33 protein-coding genes and 1 pseudogene are annotated in these 21,695 nt (G+C 63.9%); 31 read left to right on the top strand and 3 right to left on the bottom strand.

The genetic code is table 11. The features are described from left to right. Nucleotides 1–12: 12 nt before the first annotated feature. The 30 genes and pseudogenes from tuf (at nt 13) to ACVMB1_RS16360 (ending at nt 17,502) form a co-directional block, all read left to right on the top strand. Complete coding sequence (gene tuf, locus ACVMB1_RS16505; protein WP_018272140.1) at nt 13–1,203, top strand: elongation factor Tu; 1,191 nt, start codon at nt 13–15, stop codon at nt 1,201–1,203. 86 nt (nt 1,204–1,289) lie between these two features. Next, entirely contained in the window at nt 1,290–1,598 is a 309-nt protein-coding gene (rpsJ, locus tag ACVMB1_RS16500) for a 30S ribosomal protein S10 (RefSeq protein WP_002712302.1), read from the top strand. A gap of 54 nt (nt 1,599–1,652) precedes the next feature. Continuing rightward, the gene (gene rplC / locus ACVMB1_RS16495) at nt 1,653–2,372 is read left to right on the top strand and encodes a 50S ribosomal protein L3 (RefSeq protein WP_057019547.1); all 720 of its coding nucleotides are present in this window, start codon (nt 1,653–1,655) and stop codon (nt 2,370–2,372) included. Nucleotide 2,373: 1 nt separating this feature from the next. Then, nucleotides 2,374–2,994, top strand: a complete 621-nt coding sequence (gene rplD / locus ACVMB1_RS16490; RefSeq protein ID WP_016843745.1) for a 50S ribosomal protein L4 — start codon at nt 2,374–2,376, stop codon at nt 2,992–2,994. After that, a complete protein-coding gene (locus ACVMB1_RS16485; RefSeq protein ID WP_028339313.1) occupies nt 2,991–3,290 on the top strand; it encodes a 50S ribosomal protein L23 in 300 nt (99 codons plus the stop codon). Before rplD ends, ACVMB1_RS16485 begins: the two co-directional genes overlap by 4 nt. 12 nt (nt 3,291–3,302) lie before the next feature. Further along, nucleotides 3,303–4,136, top strand: a complete 834-nt coding sequence (gene rplB / locus ACVMB1_RS16480; protein WP_021081655.1) for a 50S ribosomal protein L2 — start codon at nt 3,303–3,305, stop codon at nt 4,134–4,136. Nucleotides 4,137–4,148: 12 nt separating this feature from the next. After that, entirely contained in the window at nt 4,149–4,427 is a 279-nt protein-coding gene (gene rpsS, locus ACVMB1_RS16475) for a 30S ribosomal protein S19 (protein ID WP_028335459.1), read from the top strand. Nucleotides 4,428–4,437: 10 nt separating this feature from the next. After that, nucleotides 4,438–4,824: a 50S ribosomal protein L22 gene (gene rplV, locus ACVMB1_RS16470; RefSeq protein ID WP_016843750.1), complete on the top strand. Its 387-nt coding sequence runs from the start codon at nt 4,438–4,440 to the stop codon at nt 4,822–4,824. A 20-nt stretch (nt 4,825–4,844) separates the two neighbouring features. Next, complete coding sequence (rpsC, locus tag ACVMB1_RS16465) at nt 4,845–5,546, top strand: 30S ribosomal protein S3 (RefSeq protein WP_016843751.1); 702 nt, start codon at nt 4,845–4,847, stop codon at nt 5,544–5,546. Between the two features lie 30 nt (nt 5,547–5,576). Further along, a complete protein-coding gene (rplP, locus tag ACVMB1_RS16460) occupies nt 5,577–5,990 on the top strand; it encodes a 50S ribosomal protein L16 (RefSeq protein ID WP_016843752.1) in 414 nt (137 codons plus the stop codon). A gap of 5 nt (nt 5,991–5,995) precedes the next feature. Beyond that, nucleotides 5,996–6,202 (top strand): 50S ribosomal protein L29, encoded by a 207-nt coding sequence (rpmC, locus tag ACVMB1_RS16455; protein ID WP_016843753.1) that lies wholly within the window; start codon nt 5,996–5,998, stop codon nt 6,200–6,202. A gap of 10 nt (nt 6,203–6,212) precedes the next feature. After that, nucleotides 6,213–6,461 (top strand): 30S ribosomal protein S17, encoded by a 249-nt coding sequence (gene rpsQ, locus ACVMB1_RS16450; protein ID WP_016843754.1) that lies wholly within the window; start codon nt 6,213–6,215, stop codon nt 6,459–6,461. Nucleotides 6,462–6,536: 75 nt separating this feature from the next. Then, the gene (gene rplN / locus ACVMB1_RS16445) at nt 6,537–6,905 is read left to right on the top strand and encodes a 50S ribosomal protein L14 (RefSeq protein WP_011473865.1); all 369 of its coding nucleotides are present in this window, start codon (nt 6,537–6,539) and stop codon (nt 6,903–6,905) included. Beyond that, nucleotides 6,905–7,219 carry a 50S ribosomal protein L24 gene (rplX, locus tag ACVMB1_RS16440; protein ID WP_016843755.1) on the top strand — a complete coding sequence of 105 codons (315 nt, stop codon included), beginning with the start codon at nt 6,905–6,907 and terminating at the stop codon, nt 7,217–7,219. The genes rplN and rplX overlap by 1 nt, the downstream gene beginning before the upstream one ends. Then, entirely contained in the window at nt 7,212–7,769 is a 558-nt protein-coding gene (gene rplE, locus ACVMB1_RS16435) for a 50S ribosomal protein L5 (protein WP_016843756.1), read from the top strand. Before rplX ends, rplE begins: the two co-directional genes overlap by 8 nt. 46 nt (nt 7,770–7,815) lie before the next feature. After that, the gene (rpsN, locus tag ACVMB1_RS16430) at nt 7,816–8,121 is read left to right on the top strand and encodes a 30S ribosomal protein S14 (protein ID WP_016843757.1); all 306 of its coding nucleotides are present in this window, start codon (nt 7,816–7,818) and stop codon (nt 8,119–8,121) included. Between the two features lie 15 nt (nt 8,122–8,136). Beyond that, nucleotides 8,137–8,535 carry a 30S ribosomal protein S8 gene (gene rpsH / locus ACVMB1_RS16425; protein ID WP_018272133.1) on the top strand — a complete coding sequence of 133 codons (399 nt, stop codon included), beginning with the start codon at nt 8,137–8,139 and terminating at the stop codon, nt 8,533–8,535. Between the two features lie 14 nt (nt 8,536–8,549). Continuing rightward, the gene (gene rplF, locus ACVMB1_RS16420; RefSeq protein ID WP_024578581.1) at nt 8,550–9,083 is read left to right on the top strand and encodes a 50S ribosomal protein L6; all 534 of its coding nucleotides are present in this window, start codon (nt 8,550–8,552) and stop codon (nt 9,081–9,083) included. 11 nt (nt 9,084–9,094) lie between these two features. After that, the gene (rplR, locus tag ACVMB1_RS16415; RefSeq protein WP_016843760.1) at nt 9,095–9,454 is read left to right on the top strand and encodes a 50S ribosomal protein L18; all 360 of its coding nucleotides are present in this window, start codon (nt 9,095–9,097) and stop codon (nt 9,452–9,454) included. Between the two features lie 58 nt (nt 9,455–9,512). Continuing rightward, complete coding sequence (gene rpsE / locus ACVMB1_RS16410) at nt 9,513–10,088, top strand: 30S ribosomal protein S5 (protein ID WP_016843761.1); 576 nt, start codon at nt 9,513–9,515, stop codon at nt 10,086–10,088. 39 nt (nt 10,089–10,127) lie between these two features. Beyond that, a complete protein-coding gene (gene rpmD, locus ACVMB1_RS16405; RefSeq protein ID WP_028335461.1) occupies nt 10,128–10,319 on the top strand; it encodes a 50S ribosomal protein L30 in 192 nt (63 codons plus the stop codon). 21 nt (nt 10,320–10,340) lie between these two features. After that, nucleotides 10,341–10,826, top strand: a complete 486-nt coding sequence (gene rplO / locus ACVMB1_RS16400; RefSeq protein WP_028339310.1) for a 50S ribosomal protein L15 — start codon at nt 10,341–10,343, stop codon at nt 10,824–10,826. Between the two features lie 156 nt (nt 10,827–10,982). Beyond that, nucleotides 10,983–12,317: a preprotein translocase subunit SecY gene (secY, locus tag ACVMB1_RS16395; RefSeq protein ID WP_057019546.1), complete on the top strand. Its 1,335-nt coding sequence runs from the start codon at nt 10,983–10,985 to the stop codon at nt 12,315–12,317. 71 nt (nt 12,318–12,388) lie between these two features. Continuing rightward, nucleotides 12,389–13,273 carry an adenylate kinase gene (locus ACVMB1_RS16390; RefSeq protein WP_076831374.1) on the top strand — a complete coding sequence of 295 codons (885 nt, stop codon included), beginning with the start codon at nt 12,389–12,391 and terminating at the stop codon, nt 13,271–13,273. A 189-nt stretch (nt 13,274–13,462) separates the two neighbouring features. Beyond that, complete coding sequence (gene rpsM, locus ACVMB1_RS16385) at nt 13,463–13,831, top strand: 30S ribosomal protein S13 (protein ID WP_057019544.1); 369 nt, start codon at nt 13,463–13,465, stop codon at nt 13,829–13,831. A gap of 114 nt (nt 13,832–13,945) precedes the next feature. Then, nucleotides 13,946–14,335: a 30S ribosomal protein S11 gene (gene rpsK / locus ACVMB1_RS16380; protein ID WP_006021048.1), complete on the top strand. Its 390-nt coding sequence runs from the start codon at nt 13,946–13,948 to the stop codon at nt 14,333–14,335. A 119-nt stretch (nt 14,336–14,454) separates the two neighbouring features. After that, complete coding sequence (locus tag ACVMB1_RS16375; protein WP_035631062.1) at nt 14,455–15,486, top strand: DNA-directed RNA polymerase subunit alpha; 1,032 nt, start codon at nt 14,455–14,457, stop codon at nt 15,484–15,486. Nucleotides 15,487–15,696: 210 nt separating this feature from the next. After that, the gene (gene rplQ, locus ACVMB1_RS16370; protein ID WP_016843769.1) at nt 15,697–16,113 is read left to right on the top strand and encodes a 50S ribosomal protein L17; all 417 of its coding nucleotides are present in this window, start codon (nt 15,697–15,699) and stop codon (nt 16,111–16,113) included. A gap of 292 nt (nt 16,114–16,405) precedes the next feature. After that, nucleotides 16,406–17,200, top strand: a complete 795-nt coding sequence (locus tag ACVMB1_RS16365) for an SDR family NAD(P)-dependent oxidoreductase (RefSeq protein ID WP_076831371.1) — start codon at nt 16,406–16,408, stop codon at nt 17,198–17,200. A gap of 6 nt (nt 17,201–17,206) precedes the next feature. Then, nucleotides 17,207–17,502 (top strand): annotated as a pseudogene (locus ACVMB1_RS16360) (DUF1330 domain-containing protein). Nucleotides 17,503–17,604: 102 nt separating this feature from the next. Here the strand turns inward: ACVMB1_RS16360 and ACVMB1_RS16355 are convergent. The 3 genes from ACVMB1_RS16355 to ACVMB1_RS16345 form a co-directional block, all read right to left on the bottom strand. Next, entirely contained in the window at nt 17,605–18,732 is a 1,128-nt protein-coding gene (locus ACVMB1_RS16355) for a hypothetical protein (protein WP_076831368.1), read from the bottom strand. 53 nt (nt 18,733–18,785) lie between these two features. After that, nucleotides 18,786–19,865 (bottom strand): phosphotransferase, encoded by a 1,080-nt coding sequence (locus ACVMB1_RS16350; protein WP_076831366.1) that lies wholly within the window; start codon nt 19,863–19,865, stop codon nt 18,786–18,788. A 190-nt stretch (nt 19,866–20,055) separates the two neighbouring features. Beyond that, complete coding sequence (locus tag ACVMB1_RS16345; protein ID WP_076831363.1) at nt 20,056–21,069, bottom strand: zinc-binding alcohol dehydrogenase family protein; 1,014 nt, start codon at nt 21,067–21,069, stop codon at nt 20,056–20,058. Between the two features lie 118 nt (nt 21,070–21,187). Here ACVMB1_RS16345 and ACVMB1_RS16340 point away from each other — a divergent pair, with 118 nt between their 5' ends. Then, the gene (locus ACVMB1_RS16340) at nt 21,188–21,568 is read left to right on the top strand and encodes a winged helix-turn-helix transcriptional regulator (RefSeq protein WP_057019538.1); all 381 of its coding nucleotides are present in this window, start codon (nt 21,188–21,190) and stop codon (nt 21,566–21,568) included. The last annotated feature ends 127 nt before the right edge of the window (nt 21,569–21,695 follow it).

Below are 21,695 nucleotides of genomic sequence, written 5' to 3'. Positions count from 1 at the left end.
ACGGAGAGTCAAATGGCCAAAGCTAAATTCGAACGTAACAAGCCCCACTGCAACATCGGCACCATCGGTCACGTCGACCATGGCAAGACCTCGCTGACCGCAGCGATCACCAAGGTGCTCGCAGAAACCGGCGGCGCGACGTTCACCGCCTACGACCAGATCGACAAGGCGCCGGAAGAGAAGGCCCGCGGCATCACGATCTCGACCGCTCACGTCGAGTACGAGACGACCAACCGCCACTACGCCCACGTCGACTGCCCCGGCCACGCCGACTACGTGAAGAACATGATCACCGGTGCCGCCCAGATGGACGGCGCGATCCTGGTCGTGTCGGCTGCTGACGGCCCGATGCCGCAGACCCGCGAGCACATCCTGCTCGCCCGCCAGGTCGGCGTGCCCGCGCTCGTCGTGTTCCTCAACAAGTGCGACATGGTCGACGATCCGGAGCTGCTCGAGCTCGTCGAGCTCGAAGTCCGCGAGCTGCTCTCGAAGTACGAATTCCCGGGCGACAAGATCCCGATCATCAAGGGCTCGGCGCTCGCCGCCCTCGAAGACAAGGACAAGAAGCTCGGCCACGACGCCATCCTCGAGCTGATGCGCAATGTCGACGAGTACATCCCGCAGCCGGAGCGTCCGATCGACCAGCCGTTCCTGATGCCGGTTGAAGACGTGTTCTCGATCTCGGGCCGCGGCACCGTCGTCACCGGCCGTGTCGAGCGCGGCGTGATCAAGGTCGGCGAGGAAATCGAAATCGTCGGAATCCGCGACACCCAGAAGACCATCGTCACCGGCGTCGAAATGTTCCGCAAGCTGCTCGATCAGGGCCAGGCCGGCGACAACATCGGTGCGCTGCTCCGCGGCACCAAGCGCGAGGAAGTCGAGCGTGGCCAGGTGCTGTGCAAGCCCGGTTCGGTCAAGCCGCACACCAAGTTCAAGGCTGAGGCTTACATCCTCACCAAGGAAGAGGGCGGTCGCCACACCCCGTTCTTCACCAACTACCGTCCGCAGTTCTACTTCCGCACCACCGACGTGACCGGTGTCGTGCACCTGCCGGAAGGCACCGAGATGGTGATGCCGGGCGACAACATCGCGATGGAAGTGCACCTGATCGTGCCGATCGCGATGGAAGAGAAGCTGCGCTTCGCGATCCGCGAAGGCGGCCGCACCGTCGGCGCCGGCGTCGTCGCCGCGATCATCGAGTAACTACGCGAATAGGGAATGGCGAGTAGCGAGTGGGTCCCTCCATTCGCTATTCGCTACTCGCCACTCACTAAAGAAAGAATACGGCAATGAACGGCCAAAATATTCGCATCCGTCTCAAGGCGTTCGACCATCGAATCCTCGATACGTCGACCCGCGAGATCGTGAACACGGCGAAGCGCACCGGTGCGCAGGTTCGCGGACCGATTCCGCTGCCGACCCGCATCGAGAAGTTCACCGTCAACCGTTCGCCGCACGTTGACAAGAAGAGCCGCGAGCAATTCGAGATGCGCACCCACAAGCGCCTCCTCGACATTGTCGACCCGACCCCGCAGACCGTCGATGCGCTGATGAAGCTCGACCTGGCCGCCGGTGTCGACGTCGAGATCAAGCTCTAAGGTTTTGGATTTTTACGTCCGCCGCTTGCGGACAGAAAGACAGGAAGCACGCCGATGCGCTCCGGAGTGATCGCACAAAAGGTCGGGATGACGCGGGTCTTTACGGAGACCGGCGAGCATATCCCTGTGACCGTGCTGAAGTTGGGCAACTGCCAGGTGCTGGGCCACCGCACGACCGAGAAGAACGGCTATGTCGCTCTTCAGCTCGGCTCGGGCGCCCGCAAGACCGTGTACATGCCCAAGGCCGAACGTGGCCAGTTCGCGGTCTCCAAGGTCGAGCCGAAGCGCAAGGTCGCCGAGTTCCGCGTGTCCGAGGACGCGCTGATCCCGGTCGGCGCGGAAATCCAGGCGGACCATTTCGTGGTCGGCCAGTTCGTCGACGTGACCGGTACCTCGATCGGTAAGGGCTTCGCCGGCGGCATGAAGCGCTGGAATTTCGGCGGTCTGCGCGCCACCCACGGTGTGTCGATCTCGCACCGTTCGATCGGTTCGACCGGTGGCCGTCAGGACCCCGGCAAGACCTTCAAGAACAAGAAGATGCCCGGTCACATGGGCGTCGACCGCATCACCACGCTCAATCTGCGCGTGGTTTCGACCGACGTCGAGCGCGGCCTGATCCTCGTCGAGGGCGCCGTTCCCGGCTCCAAGGGCGGCTGGATCTCGGTGCGCGACGCGGTCAAGAAGCCGCTGCCGAAGGACGCCCCGAAGCCCGGCAAGTTCAAGGTTGCAGGTGGCGAAGCTGCCGAGGCTGTGGCCGAGAAGGAGGGCGTGTGAGATGGAATTGAAAGTCACGACCCTTGAAGGCAAGGACGCCGGATCCGTCGAGCTCTCGGACGCGATCTTCGGTCTCGAGCCGCGCGCCGACATCATCCAGCGCTGCGTGCAGTGGCAGCTGAACAAGCGTCAGGCCGGCACCCACAAGGCCAAGGGCCGCGCCGAGATCTGGCGCACCGGCAAGAAGATGTACAAGCAGAAGGGCACCGGCGGCGCCCGTCACGGCTCGGCCCGCGTGCCGCAGTTCCGCGGCGGTGGCCGTGCGTTCGGTCCGGTCGTTCGCTCCCATGCGACCGACCTTCCGAAGAAGGTGCGCGCGCTCGCGCTCAAGCATGCGCTCTCGGCCAAGGCCAAGGACGGCGGGCTGATCGTGATCGACAATGCGCAGCTCGAGGCCGCCAAGACCAAGGCGCTGCTCGGCCACTTCTCCGGCCTCGGACTGACCAACGCGCTGATCATCGACGGCGCCGAGCTGAACGCCGGTTTCGCGACCGCGGCCCGGAACATTCCGAACATCGACGTGCTGCCGATCCAGGGCATCAACGTCTACGACATTCTCCGCCGCCAGAAGCTGGTGCTGACCAAGGCTGCGGTTGATGCGCTGGAGGCGCGCTTCAAATGAAGAACATCGATCCGCGCCACTACGACGTCATCATCTCTCCCGTCGTGACGGAAAAGGCGACGCTCGCCTCCGAGCACAACAAGGTGATGTTCAAGGTCGCCGGCAAGGCGACCAAGCCGCAGATCAAGGAAGCGGTCGAGAAGCTGTTCGACGTCAAGGTGAAGAGCGTCAACACTCTCGTTCGCAAGGGCAAGACCAAGGTGTTCCGCGGCAATCTCGGCTCGCAGTCGGACACCAAGCGCGCGATCGTGACCCTGGAAGAGGGCCACCGCATCGACGTGACTACCGGACTATAAGGCGCAACGACGATGGCATTGAAAACCTACAATCCCACGACGCCGGGCCAGCGCCAGCTGGTCATGGTCGATCGTTCGGCGCTCTACAAGGGCAAGCCGGTGAAGACCCTGACCGAGGGCAAGCTCGGCAACGGCGGTCGCAACAACACCGGTCGCATCACCGTGCGTTTCCGCGGCGGCGGCCACAAGAAGGCCTACCGCACCGTCGACTTCCGCCGCGACAAGGTGGACATGCCGGCGGTCGTGGAGCGGCTCGAGTATGATCCGAACCGCACCGCGTTCATCGCGCTGATCAAGTATCAGGACGGTGAGCTGGCCTACATCCTGGCGCCGCAGCGCCTGGCGGCAGGCGACACCGTCGTCGCCGGCAACTATGTCGACGTCAAGCCGGGCAACGTCATGCCGCTCGGCAACATGCCGGTCGGCACGATCGTGCACAACATCGAGCTGAAGATCGGCAAGGGCGGTCAGCTGGCGCGCTCCGCCGGCACCTACGCCCAAATCGTCGGCCGCGACCAGGACTACGTGATCGTCCGCCTGAACTCGGGCGAGCAGCGTCTGGTGCACGGCCGTTGCCGCGGCACGATCGGCGCGGTCTCCAACCCCGATCACATGAACATCTCGATCGGTAAGGCCGGTCGTACCCGCTGGCTCGGCTGGCGTCCGCACAACCGCGGCGTCGTCATGAACCCGATCGATCACCCGCACGGCGGTGGTGAAGGTCGTACCTCGGGCGGTCGCCACCCGGTTACTCCGTGGGGCAAGCCGACCAAGGGCAAGAAGACCCGCACCAACAAGTCGACCAACAAATTCATTCTCCTCAGCCGCCACAAGCGGAAGAAGTAAGGAACGCCGGACATGGTTCGTTCAGTCTGGAAAGGCCCGTTCGTCGAGGGTTCTCTGCTCAAGAAGGCAGATGCCGCGCGCTCGTCCGGCCGTCACGACGTCATCAAGATCTGGAGCCGCCGCTCGACCATCCTGCCGCAGTTCGTCGGCCTGACGTTCGGCGTCTATAACGGCCACAAGCACGTGCCGGTGGCAATCAACGAGGAAATGGTGGGTCACAAGTTCGGCGAGTTCTCGCCGACCCGGACCTTCCACGGCCATTCGGGCGACAAGAAAGCCAAGAAGGCTTGAGGATTAACCGATGAGCAAACCAAAGCGCGAACGTAGCCTCGCGGACAATGAGGCCAAGGCCGTCGCCCGCATGCTGCGCGTCAGCCCGCAGAAGCTCAACCTGGTGGCGCAGCTGATCCGCGGCCGCAAGGCGTCCGCTGCGCTCGCCGACCTGCAGTTCTCGCGCAAGCGGATCGCGGTCGATGTCAAGAAGTGCCTGGAATCGGCGATCGCGAACGCCGAGAACAACCATGACCTCGAGGTTGACGATCTGGTCGTCGCCGAGGCGCATGTCGGCAATGGCATCGTGATGAAGCGTTTTGCTCCGCGCGGCCGTGGCCGTTCGGGCCGTGTGTTCAAACCGTTCTCGCACCTGACCATCGTGGTTCGTCAGGTCGAGGCCGAGGCAAGCGCCTAAGAAGGGCGCAGGAGAAGACGATGGGTCAAAAGATCAATCCAATCGGGCTGCGTCTCGGCATCAACCGGACCTGGGACTCCCGTTGGTTCGCCGGCAAGCAGGAATACGGCAAGCTGCTGCACGAGGACGTCAAGATCCGCGAGATCCTGCACAAGGAGCTCAAGCAGGCGGCCGTCGCCCGCATCGTGATCGAGCGTCCGCACAAGAAGTGCCGCGTGACGATCCATTCGGCCCGTCCGGGCGTCGTGATCGGCAAGAAGGGCGCCGACATCGACAAGCTGCGCAAGAAGGTTGCCGACATCACCTCGTCGGACGTCGTGATCAACATCGTCGAAATCCGCAAGCCTGAGCTCGACGCGACCCTGGTCGCTGAATCGATCGCCCAGCAGCTCGAGCGCCGCGTCGCGTTCCGCCGCGCCATGAAGCGCGCCGTGCAGTCGGCGATGCGTCTCGGTGCCGGTGGCATCCGCATCAACTGCTCGGGCCGTCTCGGCGGCGCCGAAATCGCGCGCATGGAGTGGTACCGCGAAGGTCGCGTGCCGCTGCACACGCTGCGCGCCGACGTCGACTACGGCGTTGCCACCGCGTTCACGACCTTCGGCACCTGCGGCGTCAAGGTCTGGATCTTCAAGGGCGAGATCCTCGAGCACGATCCGATGGCCCAGGACAAGAAGATGGCCGAAGGCGACAGCACGCCGCGTTCGCGCCGCGACGCCGCTTGAGGCAAAGCAGGAATTTGAGGGCTTAAAGCCATGATGCAACCTAAGAAAACGAAGTTCCGGAAGGCGCATAAGGGCCGTATCCACGGCGTTGCGACCTCTGGCGCGACGTTGGCGTTCGGCCAGTTCGGCCTGAAGGCGATGGAGCCTGAGCGCGTCACCGCCCGTCAGATCGAAGCCGCCCGCCGCGCGCTGACCCGTCACATGAAGCGCGCCGGCCGCGTCTGGATCCGCGTGTTCCCGGACGTGCCGGTGTCGAAGAAGCCCGCCGAAGTCCGCATGGGCTCCGGCAAGGGTGCCCCGGAATTGTGGGTGGTCCGGATCAAGCCGGGCCGCGTGATGTTCGAGATCGACGGCGTGCCGGTGCAGACCGCGAAGGAAGCGCTGTCGCTCGCCGCCGCCAAGCTGCCGATCAAGACGCGCTTCGTTGCGCGCATTGCGGAGTAATCGCCATGGCCGAGATGAAAGTTGAAGACATTCGCGCGATGAGCGACGACCAGCGGGAAGACGCGATCCTGAATCTGAAGAAGGAACGCTTCAACCTGCGTTTCCAGCGCGCCACCGGGCAGCTGGAGAACACCTCGCGGATGCGGGAAGCCCGCCGCGATATCGCTCGTATCAAGACCATCGCTGCCCAGCAGCGCGCGAAGAAGAAGTAAGGGGCCAGCTATGCCGAAACGTACTCTGCAGGGCGTGGTCGTCAGCGACAAGCAAGCCAAGACCATCGTGGTGCGCGTCGATCGCCGCTTCACCCACCCGATCTACAAGAAGACGATCCGCCGTTCCAAGAACTACCACGCGCACGACGAGAACAACCAGTTCAAGCCGGGCGACATGGTCTGGATCGAGGAATCGAAGCCGATCTCGAAGCTGAAGCGCTGGACCGTGGTCCGGGGCGAACACAAGAAAACGGCCTGATTACTTCGGCCTGGCCGAGGGAATTCAGGGAAATTTTGAGCGCGCTGAAGCGCAGAAAGAGGACGAGGTGCATCAATGATTCAGATGCAGACCAACCTCGACGTGGCCGATAATTCAGGCGCACGCCGTGTCATGTGCATCAAGGTTCTTGGAGGTTCCAAGCGCCGCTATGCCACCGTGGGCGACGTTATCGTTGTGTCGATCAAGGAAGCCATTCCGCGTGGCAAGGTGAAGAAGGGCGACGTGATGAAGGCCGTCGTGGTCCGGGTCCGCAAGGACATCCGCCGCGCCGACGGTTCGGTCATCCGCTTCGACCGCAACGCCGCCGTGCTGATCAACAATCAGTCCGAGCCGGTCGGCACCCGTATCTTCGGGCCGGTGCCGCGCGAGCTGCGCGCCAAGAACCACATGAAGATCATTTCGCTCGCGCCGGAGGTGCTGTGATGGCTGCCAAGATCCGCAAGGGCGACAAGGTGATGGTGCTCACCGGCCGCGACAAGGGTCGCACCGGCGAGGTGTTCGAGGTGCGTCCGGACGAGAACAAGGCTCTCGTTCGCGGCATCAACATGGTGAAGCGTCACCAGAAGCAGACCCAGACCCAGGAAGGCGGGATCATCTCCAAGGAGATGCCGATCGACCTTTCGAACATTGCGTATGTCGGCAAGGACGGAAAGCCGACCCGCATCGGGTTCAAGATTCAGGCCGATGGCAAGAAGGTTCGTGTTGCCAAGAGCTCGGGAGCAGAGATCGATGGCTGATACAGCTTACACGCCGCGTCTGCGCGCGGAGTATGACAAGAAGATCCGCGGCATGATGACCGAGAAGTTCGGTTATGCCAACGTGATGCAGGTGCCGCGCCTCGACAAGGTCGTGCTCAACATGGGCGTGGGCGACTCCGTCAACGATCGCAAGAAGGCCGAGACCGCCGCCGCCGAGCTGACCCAGATCGCCGGCCAGAAGGCGATCGTGACCTATTCGCGGATCGCGATCGCGACCTTCAAGCTGCGTGAGAACCAGCCGATCGGCTGCAAGGTCACGCTGCGCAAGACCCATATGTACGAGTTCATCGACCGCCTGGTGAACGTGGCGCTGCCCCGCGTCCGCGACTTCCGCGGCCTGAACCCGAAGAGCTTCGACGGCCGTGGCAACTATTCGCTCGGCATCAAGGAGCACATCATTTTCCCCGAGATCGACTTCGACAAGGTCTCGGAAGCGCGTGGCATGGACATCACGGTCTGCACCACCGCCAAGACCGACGACGAGGCGCGTGCCTTGTTGACCGCTTTCAATTTCCCGTTCCGGCAGTGAGTAGCTGAGCCAAAGCCACTCAAACGCGGATACCCAGGAGCCAAGCATGGCAAAGAAGAGTTCAGTCGAGAAGAACAACCGGCGCAAGCGGATGGCGAAGAACGCCGGCCCGCGCCGCGAGAAGCTGAAGGCGATCATCGCCGACAAGACCAAGCCGATGGAAGAGCGCTTCGCGGCGACGCTGAAGCTCGCCGAGATGCCGCGCAACTCGTCGCCGACGCGCATCCGCAACCGTTGCGAGCTGACCGGGCGTCCGCGCTCGAACTATCGCAAGAACAAGCTCTCGCGCATCGCGCTGCGTGAACTCGGCTCCAAAGGCCTGGTTCCCGGCCTCGTGAAGTCGAGCTGGTAAGGGAGGGTCGGAACAATGTCTACGCACGATCCGATCAGCGATCTCATCACCCGCATCCGCAACGCGCAGATGCGCTCCAAGTCCAAGGTCTCGAGCCCCGGCTCGAAGATGCGCGCCAACGTGCTCGAGGTGCTGAAGTCCGAGGGTTACATCCGCGGCTACGCCAGCGTCGAGCATGCCTCGGGCCGCAGCGAGCTCGAGATCGAGCTGAAGTATTTCGACGGCGAGCCCGTCATCCGCGAGATCGAGCGGGTGTCGAAGCCGGGCCGCCGCGTTTACGCCTCGGTGAAGAACCTGCCGCGCGTGAACAACGGTCTCGGCATTTCGGTGTTGTCGACGCCGAAGGGAATCATGGCTGACCACCAGGCGCGCGACGCCAACGTGGGCGGCGAAGTTCTCTTCACGGTGTTCTGAGGAAGGATTTTACGATGTCACGTATCGGCAAAAGGCCGGTGGCGATCCCGTCGGGTGTGACGGCGACCGTCGAGGGCCAGACCGTCAAGGTGAAGGGGCCGAAGGGCCAGCTTCAGTTCGTCGTGCATGACGACGTCGAGGTGAAGTTCGAGAACGGTCAGGTCAAGGTCGCTCCGCGGGTCAAGACCAACCGCGCGCAGGCGATGTACGGCACCGCGCGCGCGCAGGTCGCCAACCTCGTCGAGGGCGTCACCAAGGGCTTCGAGAAGAAGCTCGAGATCACCGGCGTCGGCTACCGCGCCGCGATGCAGGGCAAGAACCTGCAGCTCGCGCTCGGCTACAGCCACGACGTGGTGTACGCGATCCCGGAAGGCATCACCATCGCGGTGCCGAAGCCGACCGAGATCACGATCACCGGCAACGATCCGCAGCGCGTCGGCCAGGTCGCCGCCGAGATCCGCGCCTACCGTCCGCCGGAGCCCTACAAGGGCAAGGGCGTCAAGTACGCCAACGAATTCATCTTCCGCAAGGAAGGCAAGAAGAAGTAACGGAGCCGGTCATGTCACTCAAGGTTACGAATGCCCGGCGCAAGCAGCGCGTGCGCCTTGCGCTTCGCCGCTCGGCAGGCGGCCGTCCGCGGCTGTCGGTGTTCCGCTCGTCCAAGCACATCTACGCCCAGGTCATCGACGACCAGAAGGGCGAGACGCTCGCTTCCGCCTCGTCGCTGGAGAAGACCATGCGCGACGCCGGCAAGACCGGCGCCGACATCGATGCGGCGAAGGCGGTCGGCAAGCTGCTCGCCGAGCGCGCGGCGCAGAAGGGTGTCAAGGAAGTCGTGTTCGATCGCGGCGCCTACATCTATCACGGGCGCGTCAAGGCGCTCGCGGATGCGGCGCGCGAAGGCGGATTGAGCTTCTAAACTTTACGAACGATGACGAGGAAAGAGGCGCAAGGCCTCCTAGAGATTGGAAAACACCATGGCAGGTGAACGCGAACGCGGCGGACGCGAACGGAGCAGGGAGCGCGAGGAGCGCGACAGCGAGTTCGTCGACAAGCTCGTCCACATCAATCGCGTGGCGAAGGTCGTCAAGGGCGGCAAGCGCTTCGGCTTTGCGGCGCTGGTCGTGATCGGCGACCAGAAGGGCCGGGTCGGGTTCGGCCACGGCAAGGCGCGCGAAGTTCCGGAAGCGATCCGCAAGGCGACCGAATCGGCGAAGCGCAACCTGACGCGCGTCGCGCTTCGCGAAGGCCGCACGCTGCATCACGACATCGCCGGCCGTCACGGCGCCGGCCGCGTCTACCTGCGTGCCGCTCCGGCCGGTACCGGCATCATCGCCGGCGGCCCGATGCGCGCTGTGTTCGAGACGCTCGGCATCCAGGACGTGGTGGCGAAGTCGATCGGCTCGTCGAATCCCTACAACATGGTTCGCGCGACGTTCGATGCGCTGAAGCATCAGGATTCGCCGCGCTCGGTGGCGGCACGCCGCAACATCAAGGTCTCCACCCTGCAGTCGCGCCGCGTCGGCGGCGACGCCGAAGTGGTGGCGGAATAACAACGCGCGCTTCTCGAAGCGCTATTCGGAGTTACTGTCATGGCCAAGGCCAGCAAGACCATCAAGGTCGAGCAGATCGGCAGCGCAATCCGCCGCCATCACTCGCAGCGTTCGACGCTGATCGGCCTCAAGCTCAACAAGATCGGCCGGGTTGCCGAGCTGCAGGATACCCCTGAAGTTCGCGGCATGATCAGCAAGGTTCAGCATCTCGTCCGCGTCGTCGGCGAGTAAGCAGAGATAAGGAGAAGGGCGATGAAGCTCAGCGATATCGCCGACAACGCCGGCTCGCGCAAGAAGCGCATGCGTGTCGGCCGTGGCATCGGTTCCGGCAAGGGCAAGACCTCGGGCCGCGGCGGCAAGGGCCAGACCGCGCGTTCGGGCGTCCGCATCAAGGGTTTCGAAGGCGGCCAGATGCCGATGCATCGCCGTCTGCCGAAGCGCGGCTTCAACAACATCTTCCGGCTCGACTTCGCCGAGATCAATCTCGACCGTCTGCAGGAAGCGATCGACAACAAGCTGGTCGATGCGAGCGCGACGGTGAACGTCGAATCGCTGGTCAAGGCCGGCGTGCTGCGCCGCGCCAAGGACGGCCTGCGGCTGCTCGGCCGCGGCGAGATCAAGACCAAGCTGACCATCGAGGTGCACGGCGCTTCCAAGTCGGCCATTGCCGCGGTCGAGAAGGCCGGCGGCTCGGTCAAGATCCTGGCCCCCGCCAAGGAAGAAGGCGAGGCGGCGTAACATCTGCGTCATTGCCCGCGACGCGCGGGCAATCCGCGGATCGAATGATGGACTTATCGAGGCCGAGCACCAGATAATGTCCGGTGTCTGCCGGCGCCCAGGGAATTGATCTCTTTGGGGGCGCCGGCGAATGGGGCTCCGGGAGAAAGCCGAAACATGGTCTCAGCAGCCGAACAACTTGCCGCCAACCTCAATTTCGGACAGCTGGCGAAAGCCGACGAGCTGAAGAAGCGCATCTGGTTCACCCTGGGTGCGCTGCTTGTTTATCGGCTCGGCACCTACATCCCGCTGCCCGGCATCGATCCCAACATCTGGGAGCAGGTGTTCCGCAGCCAGTCCGGCGGCATCCTCGGCATGTTCAACATGTTCGCCGGCGGCGGCATCCACCGCATGGCGATCTTCGCGCTCAACATCATGCCGTACATCTCGGCATCGATCATCGTGCAGCTGCTGACCACCGTGTCGCCGCAGCTCGAGGCGCTCAAGAAGGAAGGCGAGGCGGGCCGCAAGACGCTGAACCAGTACACCCGCTATCTGACCGTGATCCTGGCGCTGTTCCAGTCCTATGGCATCGCGATCGGCCTCGAAGGCGCCGGTAATGTCGTCAGCGACCCCGGCATGTTCTTCCGGATCTCGACCGCGATCACGCTGACCGGCGGCACCATGTTCCTGATGTGGCTCGGCGAGCAGATCACCTCGCGCGGCATCGGCAACGGTATCTCGCTGATCATCCTGTCCGGCATCGTCGCCGAGCTGCCGTCGGCGCTCGCCAACATGCTGGAACTGGGCCGCCAGGGCGCGATGTCGACCGGCCTGATCCTGATCGTCATCGTGATGGCGGTCGCCGTGATCGCCTTCATCGTGTTCATGGAGCGCGCGCAGCGCCGGCTTTTGATCCAGTATCCGAAGCGCCAGGTCGGCAACAAGATGTTCGAGGGCCAGTCCTCGCATCTGCCGCTCAAGCTCAACACCTCGGGCGTGATTCCACCGATCTTCGCCTCGTCGCTGCTGCTGCTGCCGACCACGGTCGCGAACTTCAACGCCGGCAAGGGGCCGGAATGGTTCCAGTGGATCACGACCCAGCTCAGCCACGGCCGGCCGCTGTTCCTGTTCATGTATCTCGCGCTGATCGTGTTCTTCGCGTTCTTCTACACCGCGATCGTGTTCAATCCGACCGAGACCGCGGACAACCTGAAGAAGCATGGCGGCTTCATCCCGGGCATCCGGCCCGGCGAGCGCACCGCCGAGTACATCGACTATGTGCTGTCGCGCATCACGGTGCTCGGCGCGGTCTATCTCGCGATCGTCTGCCTGATTCCTGAAATTCTGATTTCCTACGCATCGGTCCCGTTCTACTTTGGCGGCACCTCGCTGTTGATCGTCGTCAGCGTGACGATGGATACGGTGTCGCAGGTGCAGGGCTATCTGCTCGCTCATCAGTATGAGGGGTTGATCAGGAAGTCGAAGCTCAGGGGAGGCCGCCGCCGCTGATCGCGGCTCGGCTTCGAACTCAAAACACAGGTGTGCGGACGTCGCCCACCTAGCCGGGGGGCGAAACAGATATGAGATTGATCCTTTTGGGGCCGCCGGGCTCGGGCAAGGGAACCCAGGCGCAGCGGCTGGTGCACAAGCACGGCATCGTCCAGCTCTCGACCGGTGAGATGCTGCGCGCTGCGGTCGCCGCGGGCACGCCGGTCGGCCTCCAGGCCAAGGAGATCATGGCCAATGGCGGCCTGGTTCCAGACGAGGTCGTGGTGGGAATCATCGCCGACCGCATCGAGGAGCCCGATGCCAGGAAGGGCTTCATTCTCGACGGCTTCCCGCGCACTGTGCCGCAGGCGGAGGCGCTCGACGATCTGCTCCGGAAAAAGCACCTCAAGCTCGACGCGGTGGTTGAGCTCCGCGTCAACGAGAGCGCGCTGCTCGCCCGCGTTGAGAAGCGTGCCGAGGAAACCCGCGCGCGCGGCGAGGAAGTCCGCCTCGACGACACGCCGGAAGTGCTGACCAAGCGCTTGGCGCAGTACCGTTCGCTGACGGAGCCGCTGATTCACTATTATTCGGAGCGGCGGAAGCTCCTGACGGTCGATGGCATGATGACCATCGAGCACGTCACCCGCGAGATCAACCGGATCCTGACCGCACTCGGCGCGCTGGAACCCAGGGAACACGAGGATCACGCCCCGAAGGCGGCTAAAAAGGCCGCCAAGGCGGCCATGAAGGCCAGCAAGAAGCCGGCCCGGAAGGCAGCTAAACCAGCCCAAAAGGCCGCCAAATCGGCCCGGAAGGCTGCCAAGGCGCCCTCCAAGGCCAAAGCGGCCAAGAAAACCGTGAAGAAAGCCGCGAAGAAGGCGGTAAAGAAGGCCGCCCGCGCCGCCAAAGCCCGCAAGGGAGCAAAGACCGCCAAAAAGGTGGCAAAAAAGCTCACGAAAAAGCGAGCTAAACGCTAGGAGCGGTTGACGAAACCGACATGAATCCTTTAATAAGCTCCGCATCCAAGTTGGATAGTTTGATGACGATGCCGGGCCCCGAAGGACATGAGGGGAGGGCGTCGTGTTCGCGTTTGTGGACACAAGCCCGAGAGAGCAAGCACTTGAGAAGCCCGTATCCGTGATGGATCGGCGACAGGAGAGAAGTCCGTGGCCCGTATTGCCGGCGTCAACATTCCCACCAACAAGCGCGTCCTGATCGCGCTTCAGTACATCCATGGCATCGGCCAGAAGAACGCGGCCGACATCATCGAGAAGGTCAAGATCCCGCTGGACCGTCGCGTCAACCAGTTGACCGACCAGGAAGTCCTGCAGATCCGCGAAGTGATCGACCGCGACTACCTGGTCGAGGGCGACCTCCGTCGCGAGGTCGGCATCAACATCAAGCGGCTGATGGACCTCGGCTGCTACCGCGGCCTGCGTCATCGCCGCGGTCTGCCGGTGCGCGGCCAGCGCACCCACACCAATGCGCGCACGCGCAAGGGGCCGGCCAAGGCGATCGCCGGCAAGAAGAAATAAGTTTTGCGAATTGCTAGTGGGGAGTAGCGAATGGAAATTCGCTACTCGCCATTTGCGTTTTGAGGTGTAGCCGCTGGCACTACGGCGGCGTCGAGATCACAGGAAAGGTTTGAAATGGGCAAGGAAGCCACCCGCGTACGCCGCCGCGAACGCAAGAACATCGCCTCCGGCATCGCGCACGTGAATTCGTCGTTCAACAACACGACCATCACCATCACCGACGCGCAGGGCAACACCATTGCCTGGTCGTCGGCCGGCACCATGGGCTTCAAGGGCTCGCGCAAGTCGACCCCCTATGCCGCGCAGGTCGCGGCCGAAGACGTCTCCAAGAAGGCGCAGGAACACGGCATGCGCACGCTGGAGGTTGAAGTGGCCGGCCCGGGTTCGGGCCGTGAGTCGGCGCTCCGTGCGCTGCAGGCTGCGGGCTTCACCGTCACCTCGATCCGCGACGTGACCACCATCCCGCACAATGGCTGCCGTCCGCGCAAGCGTCGGCGCGTTTGATCTGTAAGTCGTGGGCGGCCTCTGGCCGCCCTGCGATGGTTTTTGGAATTGACCGCGCGGACTGATCCGCGATCTCCAACGCCGGGTTCGGCCATTCGATTTGGCCCTGTGACCGGCAAATGGGTGAAACAGTGACGATCCAGAAAAATTGGCAAGAACTCATTCGACCGAACAAGCTGCAGGTGACGCCGGGCTCGGACGCGAGCCGGTTCGCCACCGTGGTCGCCGAACCGCTCGAGCGTGGCTTCGGCCAGACGCTCGGCAACGCGCTGCGCCGCATCCTGTTGTCCTCGCTGCAGGGCGCGGCGGTGCAGTCGGTGCATATCGACGGCGTGTTGCACGAGTTCTCCTCGATCGCCGGTGTCCGTGAAGACGTCACCGACATCGTCCTCAACATCAAGGACATCTCGATCAAGATGCAGGGCGAAGGCCCGAAGCGCATGGTCGTGAAGAAGCAGGGCCCGGGCGCCGTCACCGCCGGCGACATCCAGACCGTCGGCGATGTCACGGTGCTCAACCCCGACCTGCAGCTCTGCACGCTGGACGACGGCGCCGAGATCCGCATGGAGTTCACGGTCACGACCGGCAAGGGCTATGTCGCCGCCGAGCGCAACCGTCCCGAGGATGCTCCGATCGGCCTGATCCCGGTCGACAGCCTGTTCTCGCCGGTCCGCAAGGTGTCCTACAAGGTCGAGAACACCCGCGAGGGCCAGATCCTCGACTACGACAAGCTGACCATGACGATCGAGACCAACGGCGCGATCACGCCGGAGGACGCGGTGGCCTACGCCGCGCGCATCCTGCAGGATCAGCTCAACGTGTTCGTCAACTTCGAAGAGCCGCGCAAGGAAGTCACGCAGGAGATCATCCCCGATCTCGCGTTCAACCCGGCGTTCCTCAAGAAGGTCGACGAGCTCGAGCTGTCGGTGCGTTCGGCAAACTGCCTGAAGAACGACAACATCGTCTACATCGGCGACCTCGTGCAGAAGTCGGAAGCGGAAATGCTCCGCACCCCGAACTTCGGCCGCAAGTCGCTGAACGAGATCAAGGAAGTGCTGGCCCAGATGGGTCTGCACCTCGGCATGGAAGTGCCGGGCTGGCCGCCGGAGAACATCGACGAGCTCGCCAAGCGCTTCGAGGATCACTACTGATCCGATTCCACCGTCGTGGCCGGAAAACTTCCGGCCACGATTTTTTACGCAGCATGATCCCGGAAAAGCGCGGAGCGGTTTTCCGGCGAGGATCATGCTCAAACGAGATAGCAAAAGCGCGCTAAGGCGCTTTTGCGGGCGAACGCAGGATGCCCACCTGCAAAACTTGTCGCTGAACCACCGCGGCAGAATTGAAGAAGGAATAAGTCAATGCGTCACGGCAAGGTTCATCGGAAGCTCAACCGCACCGCCGAGCACCGGCGTGCGATGTTCGCCAACATGGCGGCCGCGTTGATCAAGCACGAGCAGATCGTCACCACGCTGCCGAAGGCCAAGGAGCTGCGGCCGATCGTCGAGAAGCTCGTCACCCTCGGCAAGAAGGGCGGCCTCGCCCTGCGCCGCCAGGCGATTTCGGAGCTGCGCGACGTCGACCAGGTCAAGAAGCTGTTCGACACGCTGGCGACCCGCTACAAGGACCGCCAGGGCGGCTACACCCGCATCATCAAGGCCGGCTTCCGCTACGGCGACAACGCGGCGATGGCCGTGATCGAGTTCGTCGACCGCGACGTCGACGCCAAGGGCCAGGACTCCGGTCCGGCGCAGGACAAGGAAGCCGAGGCGGCGTAAGCCCCGCTTCGAGCCAGGTTTTGAAAGCGGCGCCTTCGGGCGCCGTTTTTATTTGGTGGCCACGCTCCATCCCCGTCGTCCTGGCGAAAGCCAGGACCCATTACCCCAAATCTAAATTGTTGCGCGACGCTGGGGCTCAAATCCTTCTCATAATCACCTGCGGTGGTAATGGGTCCCCCTGGCTTTCGCCAGGACGACGAGGTGTGTTCTGCTTCCTCACGCATCGGTGAGATGCAATTGCGGCGCTGCATGCCGCGCCCGATATGTCCGTCGACATCAATGGAGATGACAGATGAAAATCGACCTTTCCGGAAAGACTGCGCTGGTGACCGGCTCGACCGCGGGCATTGGCAATGCCATCGCAAGGGGGCTGGCCGAGACCGGCGCCGAGGTCGTCGTCAACGGCCGCGGTCAGGCCAAGGTCGATGCCGCGATTGCCGCGATCACGAAGGCAGTACCGGACGCAAAGCTCCGCGGCATTGCCGCCGACGTCTCGACCGCGGCGGGCTGCAAGGCGCTGCTCGCGGCGCTGCCGGACGTCGACATCCTCGTCAACAATGCCGGCATCTTCGAGCCGAAGCCGTTCTTCGACATTCCCGACGAGGACTGGAGCCGCTTCTACGAGGTCAATGTGATGTCGGGCGTGCGGCTGTCGCGCGGCTACATGCAGGGCATGCTGAAGCGCAACTGGGGCCGCATCGTCTTCATCTCCTCCGAGTCCGGCCTCAACATTCCGACCGAGATGATCCATTACGGCATGACCAAGACCGCGCAGCTTGCGATCGCGCGCGGGCTCGCCGAGCTGACCAAAGGCACCGCCGTGACCGTCAACTCGGTGCTGCCCGGACCGACCATGTCCGAAGGCGTCGAGACCTTCGTCAAGGATCTCGCCAAGCAGAACGGCCAATCGGTCGAGGAGGCGGCCTCCAACTTCGTCAAGCAGCACCGGCCGACCTCGCTGCTGCAGCGCTTTGCCAGCACCGAGGAGATCGCCAATCTCGTGGTCTATGTCTGCTCCAGGCAGGCATCGGCGACCAACGGCGCCGCGTTGCGCGCCGAAGGCGGCATCGTCAACACCATCGCATGAGGCCGCATGCCGGCCTATGTGATCTCCGAGGTCGAGATGCGCGACGCCGCGGCGTTCGAGGCCTATCGGACGCTGGCGGCGAACACCATCGCACAATTTGGCGGCGCTACGTCGTGCGCGGCGGCACGGTCGAGGTGGTGGAGGGCGGTCCACCACCGAACGCGATCGTCATCGTCGAATTTCCGACCATGGCGCGCCTGCGCGAATGGTATGCGTCACCGGAATATGCCGAAGCGTTGAAGCTTCGCGCAACCGCGCTGGAGCGACGCCTGCTGTTCGTCGAGGGCGTGCCGGCGATCTAGAGCTTTTCCCGTTCCGATGGAATCGGAACGGGGCTCTAGATTCTTGCTTTGACGCGTTTTCTTCACGCGAACCGGTATCCACTTCGCTCGAAAACGCTCTAGCTATCCCTTCGCGCCGTCCAGGAACTCGCTGAAGCCTGCGGGACGGTAGGGACCGAAGCAAACCTGCTCCAGCACGCCAATTCCGGTCTGGCCGCCCTGGCGGGCGCGGACCACCTGCTGGACGTGCACATTCTCGCGGGCCAGCGGGTCGAGCGTCGATGGATCGAACGACTCGCCGCCGATCTCGAGCTCGCCCTTCCACATGCCCTGGCCCCACTGCGGATGGCCGTAGCCGAGCCCCTTCATCTGGAATTTGAGGATCGGGTCGAGCGCGATGGTCGTGGTGTGGCCGTCGATATCGACGAGGTCGATTTCAGCCGACTGCGCGAGCCGGGTGTGCGGCACGTATTTGACGCGATGCCGCGCGGTCGCCATGCGGCGGTCGAGGCCGTCGACCACGCCGGGAATCTCGGCCTCGCATCGGTAGAGCGGCGCGGTGATGCCCTCGCGGACCAGCGCCTCGCCCTGCGTCCCGTCGAAGAAGATCGTGTGCGAGATGTGGTCGTCCCAGACCAGCGGCGCCCAGAGGAAGAACACGCTCGGCGGCGGCATCGGCGCGCCTCCGACGTCGCGTTCGCCGACATTGCGCACGCCCCAGGAGCGATCCTTGGTGCCGTAGCAGGTGCGATCGTCGACCTTGATCCCGCCGTCGGGGTGGCTGATGACGCCGCTCCAGCGGCCGAACTGGTCGAACCGGGTCGAATCCATCGCGCGGCGGTCGCCCGACCAAAGCGTCTGGCGCGCTTCCTGGATCGCGGCGGTGCGCGCGGAGAAGGTCAGGTCGCAGGCGAGGCCCGTCGCATTGTCGTCGAGCACGACCCGGGTCCGCAGCATCGGCTCGAGCACTTCGAGCCTGAACGGACCGACCTGCATCTCGGTGCGCTCGAGCGGGGCGCGCCGCGAACCGTAAAAGCAGTGCTGCCGTCCGCCGCGCTCCACGACGCTGAAGGCGCAATCGAGGATCTTGCGGTGCGGGTAGATCGCAATGCCGATCCCGAAATAATACGCGCCGTCGGCGGTGTAGCCGTTGAACCAGGTCCGGTCATAGACATTGCGGTCGCTGGTCGAGGGAACCGCGATCGGCTCCGGCGTCTGGTGGATGGGGAAGTCGTCCAGTTTGTTGAGCACGCCGATCCCTTTCGATGTCCTGACGGGTTGTATCCACTTCGCTCGAAAGCGCGTCAGTCCTGCCAGTATGAAAAGCTGTCGTGGTCCAGGGCTTGCGCGCAGGCGCCGCGGGTCATTTTCAGGAACAGCGCGTCGCCTCGCTCGGAGCGCTGGACGCTGAGCGCGGAGACGACGCCCATCATGATGCCGTGCAGCGTGTAGCGCCGGTAATCCCGCCAGCAACGATCCCAGTCATAGTCCCGCACGCCGCGCCGGATCAGTTCCGAATGATAGAACCGCACCAGGTCGGCTTCATGAAGCCGCCGTTCGATCGGGTCGATGCCGGCCGAGAGGAAATAGGCGACGTCGACGATTGCCGGGCCCACTGTCAGCGTCTGCCAGTCCAGCGTCGCCATCGGATGGGTATTGCCGCGGACGTCGAACAGCATGTTGTCGAGCCGGAAATCTGCGTGCTGGAGCGTTCGCGGCGCCGATCGATCGGACTGGTAGCGCAATAGCGCGTCCGGAAGCCGGTCGATCAGATCAAGGAATTCCGGCTCGATCACGCCGCGATATCGCTCCTTGTAGTGACCGATGATGCCGGGCAGCACCGAGCGAAGGTCTCTGCGCCGGCTTGCGGCCATCACGAAGCATTGCACCGCATCGAGGCTCGGGTCATTCCATCGCGGCGCATGCAACGCCGCGGCCTCGGTCATGGCGATCTGGCTGTCGGCGATCGAGCATCCGGCGAGCTGATCGCCCGGACGTGCGGGCGCGAGGTCCTCCAGGATCAGGGTGAAGTCGTCGGTCGCCGGATCGATTTCGGCAAGAATCGGCCGCGGGGTGTGAATGGCGACGGTCGCCGCCAGTTCGCGATAGAACGCGACCTCGCGGACGTAAAGCGTGTGCGCGGAACCGGAGCGGCGGCTGTCGGGATCTGCGGCCGGGAATTTGCCGACGACGCTCAAGGGAGCGTTCGGCTCGTCGCCGTCATAGGTCAGGCGAAATCGATAGCTGTCGCCGACGAGGCCATTGCCGACCGGCTTGCAGGCGAGATCGACGACCCTGACCTGGTCGATCACACCGGCTTCGCGCAGCGCCCGCGTCATCCACTCCGGATCGATCCGCGACGGATCGGCCGTGAGCAAACTCATCGGTTTCCTCCCATCCCCGTGGGCGTCACCACCGCTCCGGCCGCGTCCTGCGCGGCCGGATTGAGGACGGGGTGATCGTTGCGCAAATCATACAGGCGATGCCGTGGCTTTGGCAAAAGCCACCCGCCGGCCTGTGGGGATATCATGCCCGGGATGTTGCCCGGGCATGAGGAAGCGGACGTGAGGAGCCTTACCAGCCTTCGAGCACGATCTTGCCGCGTGACTTGCCGCTTTCCAGCAAAGCGTGGGCGCGCTTGAGGTTGGCGGCGTTGATGGTACCGAAGGTCTGGTCGAGCGTGCTGCGCAGCACGCCCTTGTCGATCAGGTCGGCGACATCGTTGAGCAGATGGTGCTGCGCGATCATGTCGGGTGTCTGGAACGAGGAGCGCGTGAACATCGATTCCCAGTGCACCGAGACCGCCTTGCCCTTGAACGCGGCGACGTTGAATTCCGGCGGATCGTCGATCAGGCCGAACTTGCCCTGCGGCGCGATGAAGTCGGCGATCGACTTGTAGTGCTGGTCGGTGAAGGTGAGGCTGGCGACGAGGCCGACCGGCGGCAGCCTCAAGCTCTCGATCTGCTCCTTCATCGGCTGCGAGTGATCGATCACCGCATGGGCGCCGAGATCGCGGCACCACTTTTGCGACTCCGGCCGCGTCGCGGTCGCAACCACGGTCAGCCCGGTGAGGCGGCGCGCAAGCTGGATCAGGATCGAGCCGACACCGCCGGCGCCGCCGGTGATCAGCAGCGTGCGCGGATCGAGGCTCTTGCCCGGCACCGCGCCGAGCCGGTCGAACAGCAGCTCCCACGCGGTGATCGAGGTCAGGGGCAGGGCGGCGGCCTGCGCGAAGGACAGCGACGCCGGCTTGTTGCCGACGATGCGTTCATCGACCAGATGAAATTCCGAATTGGTGCCCTGGCGCAGGATCGAGCCCGCGTAAAACACCTCGTCGCCGGGCTTGAAGAGCGAGACGTCGGGCCCGACCGCGTCGACCACGCCGGCCGCGTCGAAGCCGAGGATCTTGTATCCGCCGTCGGTCGGCGCCGCGCGCTTGCGCACCTTGTAGTCGACCGGATTGGCCGAGATGGCCTTCACCGCGACGCGGATGTCGCGCCCCTTCGGCTCGGGCTTGGCGATCTCGAAATCGACGAGCGAATCCGCCGCCTCGATCGGCAGCGATTTTTGGTATCCGACGGCCTTCATGCCTGGTCTCCGTGGTGGGCGATTGCCTGCCGATTAACTGTCGCGCTGGCGTCCATTTGGCAAGTACTGTAAAAACAGGGAACTAGTCCCTGTTTGTATACTATTGGGAAAATACTGCATGAAACGGAAGAATTTCGCGCGCCGGCCGGGCTGCGCGGTCGAGGCGGCGCTCGACCTGATCGACGGCAAATGGAAGGGCGTGATCCTGTATCATTTGCAGGCCGGCACCCAGCGCTTCGGCGAGTTGCGGCGGCGGATGCCCGGCATCACCCAGCGCATGCTGACCAAGCAGCTGCGTGCGCTCGAGGACGATGGCCTCGTGATCCGCAAGGTCTATGCCGAAGTGCCGCCGCGGGTCGAATACACGCTTTCCGAACTCGGCGAGAGCCTGCGCCCGGTGATCGATATTCTGAAAGCCTGGGGCGAGGGCCATCAGGAGCGGCTGTCCTGCGCGCCGGCGCCGGAGGTCATTGTGAAGAAGTCGAAGCGCGCGGCCTGAAAGCATGTTCGCGCGACGCGCTCCGCTTCACCTCGCCCTGCGTGCGGGGAGAGGCATAGGCCGCCTACGGCGGCCGTTCTCAAGAACGCCGAAGCGGTGCTTCGGCTATGACGCATCGTCAGATGCG

Source organism: Bradyrhizobium sp. USDA 4504, assembly GCF_054063995.1.
The sequence above is the reverse complement of the archived record's forward strand: the minus strand, read 5'-3'. Positions and strand labels throughout refer to the sequence as shown.